Origin of the sequence: Brevibacillus ginsengisoli (assembly GCF_050113715.1) — a bacterium.
Taxonomy (GTDB): domain Bacteria; phylum Bacillota; class Bacilli; order Brevibacillales; family Brevibacillaceae; genus Brevibacillus_H; species Brevibacillus_H ginsengisoli.
In genome coordinates this window covers 1-19953 of the sequence record NZ_JBNJQR010000003.1, presented here as the reverse complement: position 1 = coordinate 19953, position 19953 = coordinate 1, and the positions used below count along the sequence as shown (strand labels likewise).

The window sequence follows — 19953 nt, the reverse complement described above, 5'->3', positions numbered from 1 at the left end:
CCCCCTTATATACTGATTACTCGCTGATCCGATTGCACAGCACTCCTAGACGTTCTACTTCCAATTCCACGACGTCACCAGGCTGAAGCCATCCGTACTCTTCGCCGCCAAGCTCCAGAATACATCCGCTTCCCACAGTTCCTGATCCAATGACATCGCCGGGATATAGTGGACAATCCTCGGATGCGCGCGCAATCATCTGCGCGAAAGTAAAGGTAATATCCGCAAGGTTCCCGCGGGAATACTCCCTGCCGTTCACTCGGGCTATCATCGTCAAATCATACCGATCCCCTTTCTCGTCAGAAATCCTTACATCGGCAAGCTCATCCGATGTGACGAGATACGGCCCCATTGAGGTGGCAAAATCTTTTCCTTTGGCGGGTCCCAGTCCAACCTTGACTTCCTCCCGCTGAACGTCCCGAGCGCTCCAATCATTCAAAATGCAGAAGCCTGCGATATAGGAATCCGCTTCTTCCACCGGAATGTTGACTCCGCCTTTGCCAAGGATACATGCGACCTCCAGCTCATAATCCAGCTCTCGTGTCGAATTGGGCTTCATGATGCGCTGACCGGTTCCTGTCATCACGGCTGGATTGGAGAAATAGAAGACAGGAAACTGATACCATTCGGGGACCATCTCCAACCCGCGCTTTTGCCTGCAGGTTCGAACGTGTGTCTCAAAAGCGTAGAAATCCCGGAAGCTGGCGGGACGCGGCAGTGGTGGGCCCAAACGAACCTCCTCCAAAGCGATGTGGTGTTCCTTTTCGAATGCAAGAAGATTCAATTCCATTTGCCATTTTTCCCAATCCTCAAGAAGCTGCTGCATCTTTTGTGGAGCTCGGATAGATGATGTAGCCAGATCAATGATGCCGTGATCTGTATATATCCCTGTACTCCACTCCAGTTGGGAATGTGCAAGCGGTTGATAGCTGATCAGTTTCATTCGACACCCTCCTTTAAAAACTACTGAAAAATAAGAAAACCCAGTCCCGCTTTTCACCAGTTGACACCCATCTAGGCATACGGATCCCGTCTGCAAATTTGAGGATGTTCAAAAGACGATAAGCAAAAGACTGGGTGTTGTCTACTCTATTTGAGAGCAGTTCTTTTGACGGAGCCACTCCCCATAGACAGCCAGCGATGCTTTATGTGATTTTATTGATTAGCCGTGTCTTGTTTAACAGCTTCCAAATAACGGTCCATTGCGGAGTGAATCGCCTGCAAGATGGCCCCTTGCGTCGGTGTAAGAAAACGTAAGCGGATTTCCTTTTGCATTTCGTTCCAATTTTCAGGTAATTTGTGTCCGATCACCAGTCCACGCAGGAACTCCTCATTCAATCCCATTAAAAAGGTAAAGGATGCGTCGACCACGAGTCCCTCATCCCGATCGATGACTAACGAACAGGCAAATACCTTTTGGACGTCAGACATTGGTGTTCCCTTCGGCAATTGCGAAAATCCGGTGGATAAGATGTAATTGGAAGATTGGTAACGAAAAGGTGAGTGACTCATCTTAAGCCTCCTACTTCCTATCATAGCGTAAACGCTTTCTTTGTGCCAGCACGGAATACGCCCTATCCCCAAAAACGCTCAACCCTCCGACTTACAGGTCAAGCGCCTTGAGCTGTTTAACAAGGATAGCTATATCGTGTGGCAAAGGTTCCTGGAAATCACACAGCTTTTTTGTGCGCGGATGAATGAACCGTAAACGGACGGCGTGCAGGGCCTGCCTGGTGATCTGCTCCCTGGAGCCTCCGTAGAGATCGTCTCCCAACAGCGGATGTCCCAGATAACTCATGTGAACGCGAATCTGATGCGTTCTGCCAGTTTCCAACCGTAGCTCGACCAAGCTAGCCTCACGTCCTCTCAGCAGAACCTGATAGTGTGTCCGGGCCGTTTGACCATCTTCACGTACCTGGCGTTCGATGATCGAGTCGTCACGCAACCCGATTGGCGCATCGACAGTTCCCTCATTGAGTACAAGCAACCCGTGAACTATGGCTTGGTAGGTTCTTCGCATGGTTTTCTCTTGTTGCATCCGTGAGAATTGCTCGTGAGCCCATTGATTCTTCGCAACCAGAAGCAACCCGGAGGTATCCTTATCCAGTCGATTAACGGGTCGGAATTTCCGCTTCTCTCCTCTATTGAGCCAGTAAGCAACCACCCCATTAGCTAGCGTCCCGCTTAAATGGGTTCGTGTCGGATGAACGACGAGCCCGGCTGGCTTGGCGATGCACATGAAATCATCGTCTTCATAACGGATGGCAAGCGGCATCTCTTCCGGTTCCAGTGACTCTGAGGACTCTTCTGGCAAGATGACGGTGATGACATCGCCCGCTTCTACACGGGCTGTAACATAGACAGGAGAAGAATTAAGCAGAATCTCACCCGTATGCTTCGCCGCGATGAGAAGTCGTCTGGATACCCCGTAACTTTGTTGCAGGACGTCTCTTACTGTCTGTCCGGCTTCCTCCTCTTTGACGGTAATGCGCAAGAGTTCTTCACTCATGATGTTACTCCTTTACTTGGGCACTTTTGCTTTCCCCAGTATAGCCGCTCCGAATAAAATGAAGCAAGCTTGATCAGCCGGGAAGCCAAGAGGTTTTCAAGATGAGAAAAGGCTTCGTTCCTTTATGCTCTGTTTAAGCTTGCGTGTAGTATCAACTGTCCGCTCCGTTCACTACAGAAGGGATCGACAAGAAAATCACTTCGTTTCTTAGTCTGATGTAAAGAATGCCGACTCTTTTCCTTCCTTCGTTCACTCCGCTTGGTTTCGCTTAAAATGAGCGACGAGCGGACGAAGTCTTTTCTTTTATGTCGATAAAAAAAAACGACTGATCTTGTTGATCAGGCGTTGCCTTTTCCATCTGATTTATCAGCCTTGCTTGCTGAAGGTAATTGAACTGGCCGAGTCAAAATATCCCTGGCTTCTTTGGAAAGGGGTAGTTGCTTATCCGAGATCTGTAGATTCCCTGTCAGAAATTTCTCAAGGCGATCTAGTCGTTTGGCCACTCTTATTCTCACTCCTTCCACTTAGTACCATCTATATTCAGTCGAAAGGAATTCACGTCAATTTTGTTGGAAGGGTGAGATTTTTTATTACTTGTTTTCGTTCAATAAATACGTAATTTCGTAAAGCGCGCCAAGATAGAATTCAAATTCTTCAACACTTAGATTAGGAAACATCTTAATCTCCCTCCTTTTCAAACGATTGTGGTAATAGTGTTGCCAGTAATATGTCTTCGTTATACCTTATTGGAGTTACGGAGGGGAAAAGATTTCGTCCCTAGTGCGCTCTGTGGAAGTTCGCAATGATGTTGAGGAAGTCCGCTCCGCTCACTCCGAAAGGGAGCCGCCAAACGCTTCGCGCCCCTGCGGGGTTGGATGACGGCTCTTATCCCTTTCTCCGTTCTTTACGCTAGGTATCACTTCCAATGATGCTCCTAGTGGACGAAATCTTATCTTACGCTGGTGAAGCAAAAAAAAACAAAAAAACAAACAAAAAACACAATACCAAAACAAAAAAACCGACACCCATGGATGCCGGTTTCTTCAGTTTAAACCAATTACTTCGCTGCTTTAGCCGCTTCGATCGCTGCTTCGTAGTTTGGATGCTCACCAACAGCTGGCACGTATTCCGCGTACACCACTTTGTCGTTCGCGTCTACAACGAAAACGGAACGAGCGAGCAAGCGCAATTCTTTGATGACTACGCCGTAAGCCAAACCGAAGGAAAGATCACGGTGGTCAGAAACTGTTTGAACTTTATCAATTCCAGCCGCTCCGCACCAACGAGTTTGAGCAAAAGGAAGGTCAACAGACACAGTAAGGATCGTTACTCCATCCAATTTAGCCGCTTCTTCGTTGAAACGACGAGTTTGTTGGTCGCACACGCCTGTATCAAGGGAAGGAACAACAGAGATGATGCGCACAGTACCTTTGGAATCATCCAAAGTAACCTCTGTCAGGTTGTTAGCTAATACTTTGAAGTTAGGAGCCTTGTCCCCTACTTTAACTTCGTTACCCAAAAGCGTAACAGGATTTCCTTTAAAGGTAGTAACACCTTGACGTTCAACAGTCATTTTAAAAAACCTCCTCAATATTGCCTGGTGATTGTTATGTATCCCTTACCTATCTTACATCAACTTACTATGTTTTTCACTACAAAAATAGAAGAAACTCCAACAGGATTACACGCTATTGGACACTTCCGATCGATAAAGAGTCTCAAGCTGTTCAATTCGCTTCACTTCATGCTCAAACTCCCAGTCGGATTTGGCGTTCAGCTCATGGCATCTCATCACCGCGTGGTAAAGCGCATAAAGAAAGCTTACCTGCTTCAACTCATAGCGCGAGGTAAACGTCTTTGGGACAATCGTATTCACTAGCTCAATGGAGTACGTATGCTTTTCATGCTTTTGGCTGGTAGGCACTACATACCCCATTCGCTTCAGTATGCTTCCATAATCAAAGATACCCTCATCGTCAAAATCGATGACCTCGTCCGAGATTGCCAAACGATCCAGAAGCATCCCAAAATCCAGCAAATCCAGACTGGCTGGCTTCGGGATGGAGAGAACGGACCCATCAAAGTTTATAAAATAAACTCGGTTCCGATAGGTAAATATCATCTCGTCATCAGGCAGGTCCTCGTAAAACAGCCAATGTTTCTTGGGGATTAACTGCTTCCAGATGGCGACAGGCTCAGTATGATCAAACTCCATCTTGCCATCCCTCCTGTTTTTCTATCATTGTGGACAAAGAGGGATTGGCATATTCATGAAAATACTTTTTCGAACACGATGACAAAATATTTGATGAAGTACCCAAAAGGCCATAAAAGAAGTTGTCCCAGCAAGGTGCCGAATAATCGACCTGCTCCCAACTGAAAAACCGCCGCTTTCAGCTCTCGCATTGGCTCCTTCTCCAATACCACATCATCCAATAATTTGGCGCTAACCGGGTCGACGAAAATGACGAGAAGCACGGTTCCAATCCCATTAATTAACGTAGCCATACTATTGGCCGTCAGTCGGTGATCGGGAATCAATGCGCCAGCGAACAGGGAGGACAAACTGGCAATCGAATAAAAAGCAAAGATCGCCGCGTTTAATGTAAAAAACGTATAAGCCAGCTTCGATTGCTTGATCTCCCGCCAATTACTGCGAAAAGACGGCAGCCAGATCTGTGAAGGAAGCTTGCTAATCGTGCGAAATAACCCCTCGTTTAGTACAATGCGCGGAACAGTCCCGTGCTTGTCTAATTTTAAAGTCCCGATCGCGATAATTCGAGCAACGGAAGGTGTGAACAGAATCCCAATAATTATTCCTACCGACATGGATAGCAGAATCACTCTAAAATCAACCAGCATATCCTGTATGTTTTGCTCACGAATAAGCGGGTCTATAATCTTCGAATTTATCGCGATCACATGGTCTACAATCGAAGCAATCAGTAGACCCTGAACCATCACGGCAAATCGTGACAGAACAACGAGTATATTAAATATTGAGGTGGAGGCTCCAACCCGCCTCGTTTTCGCCCCGGATAACCTAGCCGCGTAAGACACCGTTTCAATACTGCTTATCAGCATGGTGACAAGCATAATCAAGATGAGCTTCATGTATAATCTCCCTTCAAACCCTACCATCCCATAATACTAGCATAAAGTATAACAATCTTTTTCATACTATGAACGATATATTGCAGACACAAGTTTTCATATTTTTGTAACAAAATAATGCTATTGTATAGCCAGGCCAATCCGAATTCGAATCAACGGTTTACCTTCAGAAAAGATTCTTCGACAAAAAGTCGTGTCAATGTAGTTGAATTTTTGTATATTTATTCTATACAGATGAATTGTGATTCTGTATAGAGAGCGCCAAGGGGGAGAAATCGTGAAACAGAGAAAAATCAACCGTCTGCTTGTAGCAAACCGCGGCGAAATTGCCATCCGTATTTTTCGGGCGGCTACTGAGCTTGGAATTCGTACGGTCGCAATCTATTCCGAGCAAGACAACGTGTCCATTCATCGCTTCAAAGCCGACGAATCCTACCTCGTGGGTGCTGGCAAAGGGCCAATCGAAGCCTATTTGGACATTGAAAGCATCATTGAAATCGCTAAAAGAAACGACATCGATGCCATTCATCCAGGCTATGGCTTCTTATCGGAAAATGGAGAGTTTGCCCGCCGCTGCCAAGAAGAAGGAATCAAATTTATCGGCCCATCTCCTGAGCTAATCGAGAAGTTCGGTGACAAGGTGGAAGCCCGCAAAATGGCTATTGAAGCAGGAATTCCTGTTATTCCGGGTACACCCGAACCCATTGAAACCCTGCAAGAAGCTCTCTTGTTCGCAAAAGAGTACGGCTATCCGATCATTATCAAAGGCGTCTCCGGTGGCGGCGGTCGCGGCATGCGGATTGTTCGCAGCCAGGATGAATTACAAGATGCCCTTGATCGTGCCCGTTCTGAAGCCCGTTCCTCTTTTGGGAATGCCAAAGTTTATTTGGAGCGTTATCTCGAACAGCCCAAACATATTGAAGTACAAATACTAGGTGACGAGCACGGTAATGTCGTTCATCTCTATGAGCGCGATTGCTCTATTCAGCGCCGTCATCAAAAAGTGGTGGAAGTAGCGCCTAGCGTTACGTTAAGTGATGACCTGCGGGAAGAAATTTGTCAGTCAGCCCTTCGTTTAATGCAAAAGGCTGGCTATGCCAATGCCGGTACCGTAGAATTTTTGCTCACACCTGAAAAGAAATTCTACTTTATTGAAGTGAACCCCCGCATCCAGGTGGAACACACCATCACTGAACTTATCACAGGTATCGACATTGTGCAAACGCAAATTCGAATCGCCGAAGGACACACTCTGTCTGATGATGAAATCGGCATCCATTCTCAGGAAGAAATTCAAACCAGCGGCTACGCTATTCAATGTCGTGTAACCACAGAAAACCCTGAGAACTCCTTTGCTCCTGACACTGGAAGAATTCTCGCTTGGCGATCCGGAGGCGGTTTCGGGATTCGTCTGGATGGCGGCAACGGTTATCCTGGAGCCATCATTACGCCTTACTACGATTCCCTTCTGGTGAAAATCTCCACCTTCGCCAAATCCTTCGAACAGGCGGCAAGCAAAATGCACCGTACACTTCGCGAGTTCCGCATTCGCGGTGTAAAAACCAATTTGCAATTCCTGTCCAACGTAGTCACTCATCCTGACTTTTTGAGCGGACAGTATGATACCTCTTTTATCGATTCAAAACCAGAGCTGTTTGTGTTCCCTGGTACGCAAGACCGCGGTACCAAGCTGCTTAATTATATTGGCACCACCATTGTTAACGGGCATCCGGGAATGGCGAAGAATGAGAAAAAACCGATTTTTGAATTCCCGCGCATTCCTAAAACCCCCGTTTCCCAACCTTATCCAGACGGAACGAAACAAATTTTGGAACGTGATGGTGCAGATGGTCTCATTAAGTGGATTCAATCCCAGCAAAAAGTTTTAGTCACGGATACCACTTTCCGCGATGCGCATCAATCTCTGTTCGCCACACGTGTTCGCAGCTATGATCTGGTGGCTATTGCCGAGGCTACAGGTAAACTGGCATCTGGCCTCTTTTCATTGGAGATGTGGGGCGGAGCTACGTTCGATACGAGCATGCGCTTCTTGAAGGAGTCCCCTTGGGAACGGCTCCAGATTCTTCGTCAAAAAATCCCGAACATCTTATTCCAAATGCTGTTGCGCGGAGCCAATGCGGTTGGGTATACCAACTATCCTGACAACGTGATTCAAGCGTTTGTCAAAGAATCGGCTAAAAATGGCATTGATGTATTCCGTATTTTTGACAGTTTGAACTGGCTACCTGGCATGCAAATCGCCATTGATGCGGTTCGTGAAACTGGCAAGATCGCCGAAGCGTCTATCTGCTATACAGGTGATATTCTCGATCCTTCCAAAACTAAGTACACCTTAGATTACTACGTGAAGCTGGCCAAGGAACTGGAAAAATCAGGAGCGCAAATCTTGGCGATCAAAGACATGGCCGGCTTATTGAAGCCATACGCCGCCTATGAATTGATTCGCGCCTTGAAACAAGAGATTGGCATTCCGATTCATCTGCATACGCACGACACCTCTGGCAATGGAGGGGCAATGCTGTTAAAAGCGGTGGAAGCCGGTGTCGATATCGTGGATGCGTGTGTCAGCTCTATGTCTGGTCTGACTTCTCAGCCAAGCTTGAATGGACTTGTTGCCGCATTGGAGCGCTCGGAACATGAGACAGGTCTTAATCTGGAGGCTTTCAACAAGCTGTCCGATTATTGGGCGGATATTCGCCCGCTGTACCAAGGCTTCGAAAGTGAAATGAAAGCAAGTAACACAGAAGTTTACATTCATGAAATGCCAGGCGGTCAATATACGAACCTCGAGCAGCAGGCCAAAGCCGTGGGATTGGAAGGCCGCTGGGATGAAGTGAAAAGCATGTACTCCACTGTGAATCACATGTTTGGAGATATTGTCAAGGTAACCCCTTCTTCCAAGGTTGTAGGCGACATGGCTCTCTTCATGGTGCAAAACAACCTGACCGAAGAAACGATCTATGACAAAGGTCAGCGAATTGATTTTCCTGATTCAGTAATCCAGTTCTTCCAAGGCTATCTGGGCCAGCCACCGGGTGGATTCCCAAAAGAATTGCAAGAAGTAATCCTGAAAGGTCGCGATTACTTCACCACTCGACCGGGAGAGCTATTGGCGCCAATTGATTTTGAGAAGGTACAGAAGGAGCTGGAAGTAAAAATCGGACGCGTTCCATCTTTTTGTGACGTTCTTTCTTACATTATGTATCCGCAAGTATTCTTGCAGTATGACCAAAACATCAAAGAGTATGGAGATCTCTCTGTTCTGGACACCTCAACTTTCTTTTATGGCTTGCGTCCGGGCGAAGAAGCATCGGTTAGCATCGAACGCGGAAAAACTTTGATTATCAAGCTGGTAGGTTTGGGCAATCTGCATCCAGACGGCAACCGGATCGTTTACTTCGAATTGAACGGTCAGCCACGTGAGATTCTCATCCGTGACCAGTCCGCCCAGGTCCTGGAATCCCTTCGTCCTAAAGCAGACCCGCAAAATCCGTATCAGCTGGGCGCCTCCATGCCTGGAAAAGTATTGAAGGTACTGGTAGAAGTGGGCGATAAGGTTCGCAAAGGTGAGCACTTGTTAGTCAGCGAAGCCATGAAGATGGAAACTACCCTTCAAGCTCCGAACGACGCCAAGGTAAAAGCCATTCAAGTGAAAGCGGGAGACACCATTGAAGCGGGAGATTTGCTCCTGGAATTAGAATAACGGAAAAGGAAAGAAGCGCTTCGTCATGATTAGACGGAGCGCTTTTTCTTTACTGGCAGGTTCATCCATGGAAGATCTTGAGGGTTTAGCTGACCAGAAGTATAATGAGGTATCATATTCTTTCTAGGAGTGAGCAGACATGAACGCGATCTCTCCTTATCTAATACCTTCCCAACGCTTTCGTTCCTATAATTTTCAGATGTATCAGGCATCATTACGTGCACCGATTATTCCGATTTCCAGTCATTCCTTTCAATCCCTGTATTCAAAGCAGCAGCAATGGTCCCAGGATACTTCGGCCAAGCTAAGTCAGTATATTGAGCAAGCAAACCAATTGGCCAAAGAAACCCGGTCCTTTGATTCTGAACAACCGAACAGCCTGATTAATATGCGTTTGGCTAACTCAAGTAATAAAAAGGAGCTTACCGGATCAGCACAGCCTAAGGCTTCCATGGCATCTTACTCCATAGAGGTTGCCAAATTAGCCAGTAAACAGCAAAATACCGGCAGCTCATTGAACTCCAGTGCTCCTTCATCTGTGCAGACTGGCAAGAATTCGTTTCGCCTCAATGTAGGCGGTCAGGAGCATACGATTTCTTTTGAGGCGTCCAATCACGATTCTAACCTTGAAACCCTCACTCGTATGGCATCGGCGATTAATCAGAGCGAAAGCAGCCTTACAGCTCGTGTAATTCAAAACCATGAACAGAATACCAGCACGTTGGAACTATCCAGCAATGAAACAGGTCTGCCTCACGCTTTCTCAATCTTCGACGTAGAAGGAAACAGTGTGCAAGCATCTGGGATTGGTACGGTTACGCAAGCCGCTGAAGACGCCCAGTACAAAGTAAATGGCAAAAACTATTCATCCTCCTCCAATACCGTAACGGTTGGGGACGCTAAAGATGTGACGGTTTTCTTTCATCAGGTGACTTCAGGACCCGTTACCCTCGAAGTGACGGCGAATGCTTCCAAATTGGTTTCACAAGTAAAATCTCTTATCCATCAATACAATCAGTTCAACACCTACATCCAACAGGAGCCTTTGTCCAAAAGTGTCATTCAGTCGTGGAATTCAAGTACGCAGCGCATTTCATCGAGATTGAATGACATTGGGGTCGACCAACTAGCAGATGGCAGACTTTATGTTGATGATCAGAAACTTGAGCAAAATCTCCAAGACCATTTTGCACAGATTCAGTCAGCTTTAAGCGGTCCTGATGGAGTGGCAACCCTCATGTCTAAGGAAACGAGACGTATTCAACAAACCCCTTTGGTTGGTGCCTATCCATTGCCTTCTCTAAACCCGTATACCAATTATTTATTACCCAATCTGTTTATTCAACAAGCCTCGGCAACCGGGTTGTATCTGAACCAAGCCTTTTGAAATGGAACCGGTGTAAAATAGGAAGTGGTACCTTGTCATGTTGGACAGGTACCACTTTTTTTTACTTCGGATAGACCTAGCTCCGCTTCATAATCGTTTCGATATCGTCTTCCTCCACCTTTGTAATAATGGTTGTGTTGTTATCCTGCCCTTTATTTTTGCACATGACTCCTTGTATCTTATCCACAAATTGCGGCACAGTGTCAAGGATACGGTCGTACAGGTGAGTTTGGTTCTCCAGCGGAATGGAGCGAATTCCTTGTTTACCGACTACGAGGAATGCTACAGGTGTAATGGATACCCCACCCCCGCTACCTCCGCCGAACGGATGACTGTTACCGTCATGATTTACTTGATGCTCATGGTTATATTGGAACTCGCTTCCCCCAGCTGCGAATCCAAAGCCTACCTTGGAAATCGGTAAAATGACGCTTCCATCTGGAGTTTCTACAGGATCGCCAATAATTGTATTAACATCGACCATTTGCTTAAGGTTTTCCATTGTCGTTCTCATTAAGCCCTGAATGGGATGGTCTGCCATGAATGATACCTCCTCTTTAACGTGTAAGCTAATCATGAAGTATAGGTAGTATCATTCCCTTATGAAATCGTTTTAATGAATCGTCAACTAAAAGGGGAATTATTGGTTCGTGGCAAATTATTTCGTACCATCACACACCCGTTAAATCTCATTCCAGAAAGTCACTTCATCAATAGACAAACGGGTTGTCGGATGTCCGGGTTCCACCGCTTTACCAATGGCAATCAACATGATCGGGACATACCTTTTGGGAATTTGGAAAACTTTTATAAATTCTTGTTCATCATAGCCGCCCATTGGTACCGTGTCGTACCCTTTCGCTTTGGCGATCAGCATCAATTGCATCGATACCAACCCGCCATCAACCAATGCAATTTCTTTGATGATTTCTGGGTCTCTGTTGGAATACGATTTGGTAATGTTCCCAACAAGCGTCTGTTTAACTTCTTCGGTCATGAAGCCTTTCTCCACCGACTTTTGGTAAATTTGTTCTGATTTTTTGTAGCCTTCATAATCACCCAATACAGCGATGATTGCAGATGCTTCTACAACCTGCTGTTGATTTCGCGCAATCGGCAACAGCTTCTCCTTAAGCGTTGGGTCGTCAATGACAAGAAACCGCCACGGCTGAAGATTTGAACTGGAAGGCGCCAAGACCGCCTGAGCAAGCATTTCCTCCATCTCTTGTTGTGGAATTTTCCACGTAGGATCGTAGTGTCTCACAGATCGGCGTTCCTGAATTACTTGAAAAAAATCAACTGCTTGTTGAGTAGGATTCCCCATATTCCATCACCCTCCAATAAATTCTTCTCCTCAAACTAAATACATGCTTATCGACTGCCTTTTAATTTGATAGTTCGATAAATATAGTACTATCATAATATATCTCGGTATTATTTTCCAACAATATTTTTTCTGAATTTCAAATCGTATTACACATTGATGTTCTTCAAGCGCTATGCTACATTTTGGTTATGAGAACACCTTATCAACCAACCGTTAACTGTATAAAGCTGACCTGTGTCCTTCATGCTCTGAGTGATCCTACTCGTCTGAGGATTGCTCGAAGTTTGTATCAGGATAGTGAGCAATGCCCTTCTACTTTTTTAGAAATGAATGTTGCCAAGTCCACTTTATCCCACCACATAAAGGTGCTACGTGAATCAGGAGTCATTAAAGTACGAATTGAATGCAAACAGCATCATTATTCTCTTCGTAAGGAAGATCTGAATGCGCTTTTTCCAGGTCTGCTGGAAGTCATTTTTCAAATCGATGAGGAACGAATCTGATTGACCATGCAAGTTACCATTTGGCGATTAACAAAACAAGGCCCCGCTTTTTTGCAGGTGCCTTGTTTTGCTTTGCTTTTAGCGTGAATTCGCCGTTCTTAAGCTCTGGATGGAGTCGTTTTCCATTTCCGCTCGCGTCCTTTTCGAAGCTTCAATAAAATACGAATTCCCGCGACAATGATATGTCCAACTCGAACAGTAAAAATGCACCGCACTTCTGTCCGTACCCCGATTCCATTCCATTCAGGCTGTACGCTTAAGCGTGGGAACGTACGCAAGGTCACATACCTGGTCAAACTCGCAAGGATCATGCTCTTCACGCTCCAGACGATTCCCGTCAAAGTCCCGGTGGCTGCCGCATCCCCTATTCCCACTTTTGTATGCCAAGCAATTTCTTTGCATTGCAAGTGTTTGAGAAAATCACGTAACGTTGGAAAAAAATTATGTACTTGATCAATTATTTCTTCATAATGATCCGTCCAATATTTAATCGTTTCATCGGTTATGAATAAATCATCGGAAGGAGGTTCGGCATTTTTCGCGCTCGTTTCTACTTCTCGTTGTAGCTTTATCTTACCGGATAAAAGCTTGATGACGGGTACTTCATATTTATAGCGAATAAGTCCAAACCAAGCGGTCACTTCGATCACACAATGATCCTGTTCTCGAATCCGTTGGTAAGAAAACAGTAACCGCACACGAGTTATAAAAATGAGGGCGATCAAAAGCATCAAGATCATAATCATCAGTAGGGCAATCAAGAAAATCCCCGCCTTTCCTAAATTTATTATGGATAGAATGGAGGGGAATTATGTTAATACAAAAGAGTCCCTTTCAGAGGACTCTTTCTTCATCCAGGTATTCAATTAGTGGCGTCCAGACAATTGTTGTTCTGCGAAGGAAACCAAACGCTTGGTAATTTCTCCTCCGACCGAACCGTTTTGGCGAGAACTAGTATCTGCGCCAAGTTGTACACCAAACTCAGAAGCAATCTCGTATTTCAATTGATCGAGAGCCTGGTTTGCTTGAGGAACTAAAAGGTTGTTACGACTTCCGCCTTGATTTGCCATAACCTTTCATCTCCAATTCTGTTTGAATATTTTGCTACTATTGAGTTGTTAGTAGCATTCAAGATTAGCTTGTCCCAACCTTCAATGCCACTAACAACCTATGCCTCTTGTCTGTAAATTTAATATGCCTAAACAATTAAGGGAGCATTCATGGTAATTTTAGCTAGACTCTATTGAGGATATGATCAGCGATATCAAAAGCCGCATCGGGCTTTCCGTGCTGTTGAATCTGTGAACAAGTATGCTTCCATTCCTCATTTCGGATCAGCCAACGGTTAATGAATCGGGTAATATCATCAAGGGAAGAAGCTTCAGAAGTGACGCCGATACGCTCAAGAAACCTGCTGTTGCGTTGTTCATGTCCCGGTAATGGGCGATAAACAATTAGAGGCGTTCCCATGGCCATCGCTTCCGAGCAAGTTAAACCTCCTGGCTTACTAATGACCGCATCAGCTGCCCCGATATACGCCCACATCTCCTCCACATATCCCAAAATATGAACCGTATGCGGAGCGGTATCCGTTGGTACAAACTCTCTGAGCATCTGGAAAAGGGAAGCATTCTTGCCAGTAATGATCACAATTTGAAGAGGCCGACCTGACTGCAGAAGTCTTGCTAATAGCGGCAAGAAATCCCCATATCCATCTTCCCCTCCTGTTACCAGAACAGTGAAGACGGTTGGCTTCAGACCGATCTCTTGTTTCCAAACGCTTTTATTCCTCCCATGATTTGCAGCAAACGGCGGACGTAACGGAATTCCATATGAAAAAATCTTCTCGGAAGGAATTCCATAGTAAACTTGCAAAGAAGAACTCAGCTCCTCGTGAGCAACCACATAAAAATCAACCTCGGGATGAACCCAGAAGCTGTTCACGTAATAATCCGTAGGCATACTTCCCAACACAAACGGTACGGAAGACATCTTTTTCGCTTCCGACAAGGCAGCCAGACAGTACGCGTGTGTGGCTACTACGGTATCTGGAGCAAACTCTTCAATCACCCGCGTTAGCAAACGTTTGCCGAGCCACTTCCCTAGCGGTTTCTTCATCGCTTTGCCCCAGTTCTTTTCTTGCTGATACAGTTTTTCCCATAGCCCGGGCGTATAGCGAAGGCTTGTCCGATACGCTTTGCAGGAGAGCTTCTGAAGCAGGGGACTGACCGTTCGAAGTCCACTGATGACTTGAACTTCAATGCTTGAACCGTTAGACGCTCGCTTCTCCAATGCTTGCTTGAGAGCGGAAGCGGCAAGTCTGTGACCACTCCCCGCCCAGTCTTCCGTGCAAATCAAAATTCTCCGTTTCATTATTTTCATTCCCCGTCTATTGTGAAGTAAGGTACCGATTCAATAGCTCTTCTTTTGACATGTAGACTCGTTTCAACGGGATATTTTTATCAAATGTCTTCAAACGCTTTATTCCATCTGGATGAATAATTCTTAACATCAATCGCAAATACCAGCGCTTATAGCGAAAAAACCACGTCATCGGGACATCCGATATGGAGAAGCCCAGTTGTTCAACTCCTTTGTATAGCATAGTCGTGCCAACGATCCCTTTGATCTCATCCGCTCGGGGGTGTGCAGCAAGAAAAGCGGCAAGCATCGGCAAGGACTCTGTAATTTGACGACGCAGTAGCAAAATCATGCGAGTATCGTTCTTAATCCCTCTGCACAGGTTGGCAAATAGGTAGTTATGTATATGTAATTTGATAATAAGATGGCCGGACTCAATGGTTTGCTTGCTTGAGGTCGTGAGGGGTTCCCCACTGTAGTGGAGAGTAACGACACGAAAGATATTTTTCCCCTTCTCAATGTATTGAAGGCGCGAACAATTTTGGTAAATCGTATCCCAGATACCCCAAAGTGATAGAATACCGGTATTCATTGCATCGGTTCCTTTCTTTTTTGCCTTTATTATTACCCGATCAAAGTGAAACTAGGCATCTTACTCCGCTAGAAAAAGAAAAAGCAACACAGAAGGAAATTCGTTCCTTCCTGTCTTGCTGTCTTACTTAAGATCTTTACGCTTTCCTCATGAACCTGCCGATCATGATGACTGCCATGGTCGCCAATAGCGGTATGACCATTTCAAAAAATGGCATCGCATACATAAAGCGGCTTATATACGGATCTTCCACACACATTTCCGCTGCTGTATAGGCTAGAATAGCGGAGCCAACGTACATGATGAAAGGAAATCGGTTGATCAGTCTCGCAACGAGGGAGCTTCCCCACATCAGCAAAGGGATACTTAATCCCAACCCAAACAAAACAAGCCAGACATCTCCGTGTGCAGCACCGCCTACCGCCAGCACGTTGTCCAAGCTCATGATGAAATCCGCCAAGATGATGGTCTTGATCGCTTGGCTAAGGTTGCGGCCGTACGCAACATCACTGGTGTCGGATTCATGTTGCGTCAAAATTTTTATTGAAATCCAGAATAACATCAGGCCACCGAATAATTTGAGAAATGGAATGTTAAGCATCCAGGTAGCCATCGCAGTCAGACCTACCCGTAAGATAACAGCTCCCAAAGTCCCATACAAGACGGCTTCTTTCTGTTCCTTTGGCGCCAATCCTCGACAGGCCATACCGATGACCACTGCATTATCTCCACTCAAGACCAGATCGATGACGATAATGTTAAAAAAGGCAATCCAGTAGTTGCCGTCCATTTTCATCCTCCACGCACGAGTTTACTTCTTACTTTTATGCGAGATTGGGACGAAACATGACAAGCCGTCAGAGTTTAAACTTAGGCTTATTTGCTCAATTTTACTAGACACTATACATGATTCAAGATCGAATACTCAGAAATATTGTCGGAAAATGAAGTTTTATCTTCCATTAATTAGGTGCAAAGTTGCTTGAAATTTTCCCCATACTTCCCTACGATAAAACATGGGGTGAAAAAAGCTGATGATGGACACAATTGTTATAAATCTTGAAGAGATCACCAATAAAATTCTCACCTTACGTCCTTTAATCGCCGAAAAATGGGTGGAATCAAACAACCAGCATTTAGAGAATGTCTCTGTACCTCGTTCTTTTATTGATCGCAGAACGCAAATTATTGCCAACTCGTTGATCAGAGATGTCTCTGAAGAACTTTATACACTTTCATTAGAAAACGGAAACTGGTTTCGATCCGTTGAAATGCCGCTATCGGTGATTTTGAGAACTCATCAAATTTATCGAAATGTTTTTTGGAAAGTAGTCACTCCAGCTATGATGGAGTGGAATTTGACGTACAAAGAAATTAATTATATTGAACATCGCATCGGAGAAATGATGGATGAGAGTCTCTATCTGTCGATCTATCACTTTGAACAGCTGGTGAATGAAGAGCTATCCCAAAAGGAAGAAACTATCTCATATCTTCACAAGGACAAGCTCACGATTCTGGGAAAATTAGCGGCCAGCATGGCTCACGAATTACGTAATCCTCTGTGCGCGATTGAGGGATTCCTCAAATTGATTAACGAATCCATTGTCGGCCAAAAAGATTTGGAATCCTACATCCAGGTCATCATGCATGAATTCGATAATTTACACCGCCAGATTACCGGGTTCTTAAGCTTCTCCAAAAAACCAATACTGGATGAAGTATTCAAAAAAGTCGATCTTCACGATTTGCTAAATGAACTGGAGATTCTGATTACCCCGCGCTTGATTGCCGAAAACATTATGTTTACACGTAAAATAGAATCCAGAACAATTGATTGCTATCAGGAAGGGTTGAAGCAAGTTCTCGTCAACCTGTTCAATAATGCCATGGATGCTATGCGAAGTACGACCGATGACAAAGAAATCATTATTTCTAGTTATTCTACCGAGGCCGGCGTCCATATCGTTGTTCAAAACAACGGAGAACCCATCCCTAAAGAAATTGCTGCTCAACTGTTTCAACCTTTCTTTTCCACAAAGGATAACGGTACCGGGATTGGACTTTCAATCTGTAAAAATATTATTGAAAAACATCACGGAAGCATCCGTTGTGAATCAGATCCGATGTCTACTCAATTTATTATTGTTTTGCCCCATACGTATGAATAATCGATTAGGCTTCAAATTTAGTGGAAATACTTGCCCAACGAAAAAAGGATCGACGCGAGGGTCGATCTTTTTTTATGCATTCCAGAAACCTTAATACTCCAAGATATTAAATTTTCTTACGCGTTAAAAAAACCTCTTGCTCATAAGCAAGAGGTCAGGCAAGAGATCAAATACCATTGGGCAAGCGATCTTAGCCTTACTCTACACGAAAACATACGTTTCTACCACGTTTTCTTTTCTACAGAATTCGACAGTTGTCATTTCTATCCTTTATCGCATGAGGCCACTAATCATATCGATTACGCCGTGCATTTGCGTGATTCGAAATCCACCAGGCTTCTGGTTCTTGTAGATCGAGTAAGTCTTTGATGTTGGGGGTTGCTGCGGTGCCCGATCGTAACGATCTGCACATCCACTAAACAATAGCATTCCTGCCATCACGATTATCGTTGTTACAAGTTGTGTCTTGCGCATGTTGTGCCCTCCTGTAATCTGGAGTCTTGTTTCTAGTTTTGGCACAATGTAAAGAATTAACGCAAGGAAAAATTGGACAAAAAAAAGCAGACATTCCGTCTGCTTCGTTTATTGTATGGAGCGGGTGATGGGAATCGAACCCACGCGACCAGCTTGGAAGGCTGGAGTTCTACCATTGAACTACACCCGCATGATTGGTGCCGAGGACCGGACTTGAACCGGTACGGGAGAAACTCCCGACAGATTTTAAGTCTGTTGCGTCTGCCTATTCCGCCACCCCGGCAACTTGTGATTGAATGGTCGGGAAGACAGGATTCGAACCTGCGACCCCTTGGTCCCAAGCCAAGTACTCTACCAAGCTGAGCTACTTCCCGACATTTACTATGAAAGATAAGATGGCGTGCCCTGAGAGATTCGAACTCCCGACCTTTTGATTCGTAGTCAAACGCTCTATCCAGCTGAGCTAAGGGCACATATTATGGAGCGGACGACGGGTCTCGAACCCGCGACCTTCGCCTTGGCAAGGCGACGCTCTACCAATTGAGCTACGTCCGCATTTGGTGCGGTCAAGAGGACTTGAACCTCCACGGTGTTGCCACCACTAGAACCTGAATCTAGCGCGTCTGCCAATTCCGCCATGACCGCAGATGATATGAGTGAAAATGGTGAGCCATGAAGGACTCGAACCTTCGACCCTCTGATTAAAAGTCAGATGCTCTACCAACTGAGCTAATGGCTCATACCATCTAATGAATGGTGGGGAGAGACGGATTCGAACCGCCGAACCCATAGGGAGCAGATTTACAGTCTGCCGCGTTTAGCCACTTCGCTATCTCCCCACTAAATAGTGGTGCCGGCGATAGGACTTGAACCCACAACCCCCTGATTACAAGTCAGGTGCTCTACCAATTGAGCTACACCGGCATATCAACTTTCATAGTATAACATACTTCAGTTAATTTTCATAGTGCCAATTATATCTTTCAAGAAACTCTTGTTAGATAAAATGGCGGAGCTGACGGGACTCGAACCCGCGACCTCCGGTGTGACAGACCGGCGTGAACTCCAACTTCACCACAGCTCCATGATTAATACGTTTACCTGAACTTCGAAGCTATTTTCGACGTAGTGCAGGTAAATTTGGTTGCGGGAGCAGGATTTGAACCTGCGACCTTCGGGTTATGAGCCCGACGAGCTACCGAGCTGCTCCATCCCGCGACGACCATGGATGTTCGATTGTCGACGTTGCAACAGGACGTTGCGCATTTAGTCGACCTTCCTTAATCCAAAGATAAGTATAAATGGTGGAGGCTGACGGGATCGAACCGCCGACCCTCTGCTTGTAAGGCAGATGCTCTCCCAGCTGAGCTAAGCCTCCGAGATTTTATGGTGACCCGTAGGGGATTCGAACCCCTGTATGACAGCGTGAAAGGCTGCTGTGTTAAACCGCTTCACCAACGGGCCATTTAATAATCCTATGGTGCTCCCGACAGGAATCGAACCTGCGACCTCTTCCTTACCATGGAAACGCTCTACCGACTGAGCTACAGGAGCAAATGGCTCCTCAGGACGGACTCGAACCGCCAGCCTACCGGTTAACAGCCGGTTGCTCCACCATTGAGCTACTGAGGAATATAGAAGATACCTTTGTACCTTCAAAACTGGATACACTCGATATGCTAAGAGATTAAAACGTGGATAAGTCCTCGACCGATTAGTATTCGTCAGCTCCATGCGTTGCCGCACTTCCACACCGAACCTATCAACCTCATCGTCTATGAGGGGTCTTAC

The 19953-nt window shown here is 45.5% G+C and carries 19 protein-coding genes, 15 tRNA genes and 1 rRNA gene; 4 read left to right on the top strand and 31 right to left on the bottom strand.

The features are described 5' to 3' along the window. Positions 1-16: 16 nt before the first annotated feature. The 7 genes from ACQCN2_RS07170 to ACQCN2_RS07140 form a co-directional block, all read right to left on the bottom strand. Entirely contained in the window at positions 17-943 is a 927-nt protein-coding gene (locus ACQCN2_RS07170; protein WP_426928212.1) for a fumarylacetoacetate hydrolase family protein, read from the bottom strand. A gap of 212 nt (positions 944-1155) precedes the next feature. Beyond that, entirely contained in the window at positions 1156-1512 is a 357-nt protein-coding gene (locus ACQCN2_RS07165; protein ID WP_426928211.1) for a DUF3870 domain-containing protein, read from the bottom strand. A gap of 91 nt (positions 1513-1603) precedes the next feature. After that, positions 1604-2509 (bottom strand): RluA family pseudouridine synthase, encoded by a 906-nt coding sequence (locus tag ACQCN2_RS07160; protein WP_426928210.1) that lies wholly within the window; start codon positions 2507-2509, stop codon positions 1604-1606. Between the two features lie 338 nt (positions 2510-2847). Continuing rightward, positions 2848-3012, bottom strand: coding sequence for a hypothetical protein (locus ACQCN2_RS07155; protein ID WP_426928209.1), 165 nt, complete (start codon positions 3010-3012; stop codon positions 2848-2850). Positions 3013-3566: 554 nt separating this feature from the next. Further along, entirely contained in the window at positions 3567-4082 is a 516-nt protein-coding gene (gene tpx, locus ACQCN2_RS07150) for a thiol peroxidase (protein ID WP_426928208.1), read from the bottom strand. A 108-nt stretch (positions 4083-4190) separates the two neighbouring features. Then, on the bottom strand, positions 4191-4724 hold the full coding sequence (locus ACQCN2_RS07145; protein WP_426928207.1) for a hypothetical protein: 534 nt from the start codon (positions 4722-4724) through the stop codon (positions 4191-4193). Between the two features lie 53 nt (positions 4725-4777). Next, positions 4778-5623: a lipid II flippase family protein gene (locus ACQCN2_RS07140; RefSeq protein ID WP_426928206.1), complete on the bottom strand. Its 846-nt coding sequence runs from the start codon at positions 5621-5623 to the stop codon at positions 4778-4780. A 277-nt stretch (positions 5624-5900) separates the two neighbouring features. Here ACQCN2_RS07140 and pyc point away from each other — a divergent pair, with 277 nt between their 5' ends. Both pyc and fliD read left to right on the top strand, forming a co-directional pair. Then, positions 5901-9347: a pyruvate carboxylase gene (gene pyc, locus ACQCN2_RS07135; RefSeq protein WP_426928205.1), complete on the top strand. Its 3447-nt coding sequence runs from the start codon at positions 5901-5903 to the stop codon at positions 9345-9347. 139 nt (positions 9348-9486) lie between these two features. Beyond that, positions 9487-10734: a flagellar filament capping protein FliD gene (gene fliD, locus ACQCN2_RS07130; RefSeq protein ID WP_426928204.1), complete on the top strand. Its 1248-nt coding sequence runs from the start codon at positions 9487-9489 to the stop codon at positions 10732-10734. A gap of 76 nt (positions 10735-10810) precedes the next feature. On the opposite strand, the gene ytfJ is transcribed toward fliD, so the two are convergent. Then, positions 10811-11275 carry a GerW family sporulation protein gene (gene ytfJ, locus ACQCN2_RS07125; RefSeq protein WP_426928203.1) on the bottom strand — a complete coding sequence of 155 codons (465 nt, stop codon included), beginning with the start codon at positions 11273-11275 and terminating at the stop codon, positions 10811-10813. 141 nt (positions 11276-11416) lie between these two features. Then, positions 11417-12058, bottom strand: coding sequence for a nitroreductase family protein (locus ACQCN2_RS07120; protein WP_426928202.1), 642 nt, complete (start codon positions 12056-12058; stop codon positions 11417-11419). A gap of 191 nt (positions 12059-12249) precedes the next feature. Here ACQCN2_RS07120 and ACQCN2_RS07115 point away from each other — a divergent pair, with 191 nt between their 5' ends. Then, positions 12250-12564, top strand: coding sequence for an ArsR/SmtB family transcription factor (locus ACQCN2_RS07115; RefSeq protein WP_426928201.1), 315 nt, complete (start codon positions 12250-12252; stop codon positions 12562-12564). A 98-nt stretch (positions 12565-12662) separates the two neighbouring features. Here the strand turns inward: ACQCN2_RS07115 and ACQCN2_RS07110 are convergent, their stop codons facing one another. The 5 genes from ACQCN2_RS07110 to ACQCN2_RS07090 all read right to left on the bottom strand — a co-directional run bounded on the left by ACQCN2_RS07110 (position 12663) and on the right by ACQCN2_RS07090 (position 16307). Next, positions 12663-13325: a DUF2953 domain-containing protein gene (locus ACQCN2_RS07110; protein ID WP_426928200.1), complete on the bottom strand. Its 663-nt coding sequence runs from the start codon at positions 13323-13325 to the stop codon at positions 12663-12665. A 105-nt stretch (positions 13326-13430) separates the two neighbouring features. Continuing rightward, a complete protein-coding gene (locus tag ACQCN2_RS07105) occupies positions 13431-13634 on the bottom strand; it encodes an alpha/beta-type small acid-soluble spore protein (RefSeq protein ID WP_426928199.1) in 204 nt (67 codons plus the stop codon). 163 nt (positions 13635-13797) lie between these two features. Further along, the gene (locus ACQCN2_RS07100) at positions 13798-14937 is read right to left on the bottom strand and encodes an MGDG synthase family glycosyltransferase (protein WP_426928198.1); all 1140 of its coding nucleotides are present in this window, start codon (positions 14935-14937) and stop codon (positions 13798-13800) included. A gap of 16 nt (positions 14938-14953) precedes the next feature. Continuing rightward, entirely contained in the window at positions 14954-15517 is a 564-nt protein-coding gene (locus tag ACQCN2_RS07095) for a YkoP family protein (RefSeq protein ID WP_426928197.1), read from the bottom strand. 136 nt (positions 15518-15653) lie between these two features. Further along, positions 15654-16307, bottom strand: coding sequence for a TerC family protein (locus ACQCN2_RS07090; protein WP_426928196.1), 654 nt, complete (start codon positions 16305-16307; stop codon positions 15654-15656). 244 nt (positions 16308-16551) lie between these two features. Between ACQCN2_RS07090 and ACQCN2_RS07085 the strand changes: the two genes are divergently transcribed. Beyond that, positions 16552-17688: a sensor histidine kinase gene (locus ACQCN2_RS07085; protein WP_426928195.1), complete on the top strand. Its 1137-nt coding sequence runs from the start codon at positions 16552-16554 to the stop codon at positions 17686-17688. Between the two features lie 270 nt (positions 17689-17958). Here the strand turns inward: ACQCN2_RS07085 and ACQCN2_RS07080 are convergent, their stop codons facing one another. The 17 genes from ACQCN2_RS07080 to ACQCN2_RS07000 all read right to left on the bottom strand — a co-directional run. After that, a complete protein-coding gene (locus ACQCN2_RS07080) occupies positions 17959-18162 on the bottom strand; it encodes a hypothetical protein (RefSeq protein ID WP_426928194.1) in 204 nt (67 codons plus the stop codon). A 116-nt stretch (positions 18163-18278) separates the two neighbouring features. Continuing rightward, positions 18279-18352: transfer RNA gene (locus tag ACQCN2_RS07075), tRNA-Gly, on the bottom strand. Between the two features lie 5 nt (positions 18353-18357). Then, positions 18358-18445, bottom strand: a tRNA-Leu gene (locus ACQCN2_RS07070). A 14-nt stretch (positions 18446-18459) separates the two neighbouring features. Then, positions 18460-18536 (bottom strand) — tRNA-Pro (locus ACQCN2_RS07065). A gap of 22 nt (positions 18537-18558) precedes the next feature. Further along, a tRNA-Arg gene (locus ACQCN2_RS07060) sits at positions 18559-18635 on the bottom strand. A gap of 6 nt (positions 18636-18641) precedes the next feature. Beyond that, positions 18642-18717: transfer RNA gene (locus ACQCN2_RS07055), tRNA-Gly, on the bottom strand. 3 nt (positions 18718-18720) lie between these two features. Beyond that, a tRNA-Leu gene (locus ACQCN2_RS07050) sits at positions 18721-18807 on the bottom strand. Positions 18808-18825: 18 nt separating this feature from the next. After that, a tRNA-Lys gene (locus tag ACQCN2_RS07045) sits at positions 18826-18901 on the bottom strand. 15 nt (positions 18902-18916) lie between these two features. Then, positions 18917-19001 (bottom strand) — tRNA-Tyr (locus ACQCN2_RS07040). Between the two features lie 9 nt (positions 19002-19010). Beyond that, positions 19011-19086: transfer RNA gene (locus tag ACQCN2_RS07035), tRNA-Thr, on the bottom strand. 83 nt (positions 19087-19169) lie between these two features. Next, positions 19170-19246 (bottom strand) — tRNA-Asp (locus ACQCN2_RS07030). 57 nt (positions 19247-19303) lie between these two features. Continuing rightward, a tRNA-Met gene (locus tag ACQCN2_RS07025) sits at positions 19304-19380 on the bottom strand. Positions 19381-19464: 84 nt separating this feature from the next. Then, a tRNA-Val gene (locus ACQCN2_RS07020) sits at positions 19465-19540 on the bottom strand. A gap of 9 nt (positions 19541-19549) precedes the next feature. Further along, positions 19550-19626 (bottom strand) — tRNA-Glu (locus tag ACQCN2_RS07015). Positions 19627-19640: 14 nt separating this feature from the next. Then, positions 19641-19716: transfer RNA gene (locus ACQCN2_RS07010), tRNA-Thr, on the bottom strand. Positions 19717-19719: 3 nt separating this feature from the next. Next, positions 19720-19794 (bottom strand) — tRNA-Asn (locus ACQCN2_RS07005). A gap of 62 nt (positions 19795-19856) precedes the next feature. After that, positions 19857-19953, bottom strand: a 23S ribosomal RNA gene (locus ACQCN2_RS07000); the annotation flags it as partial.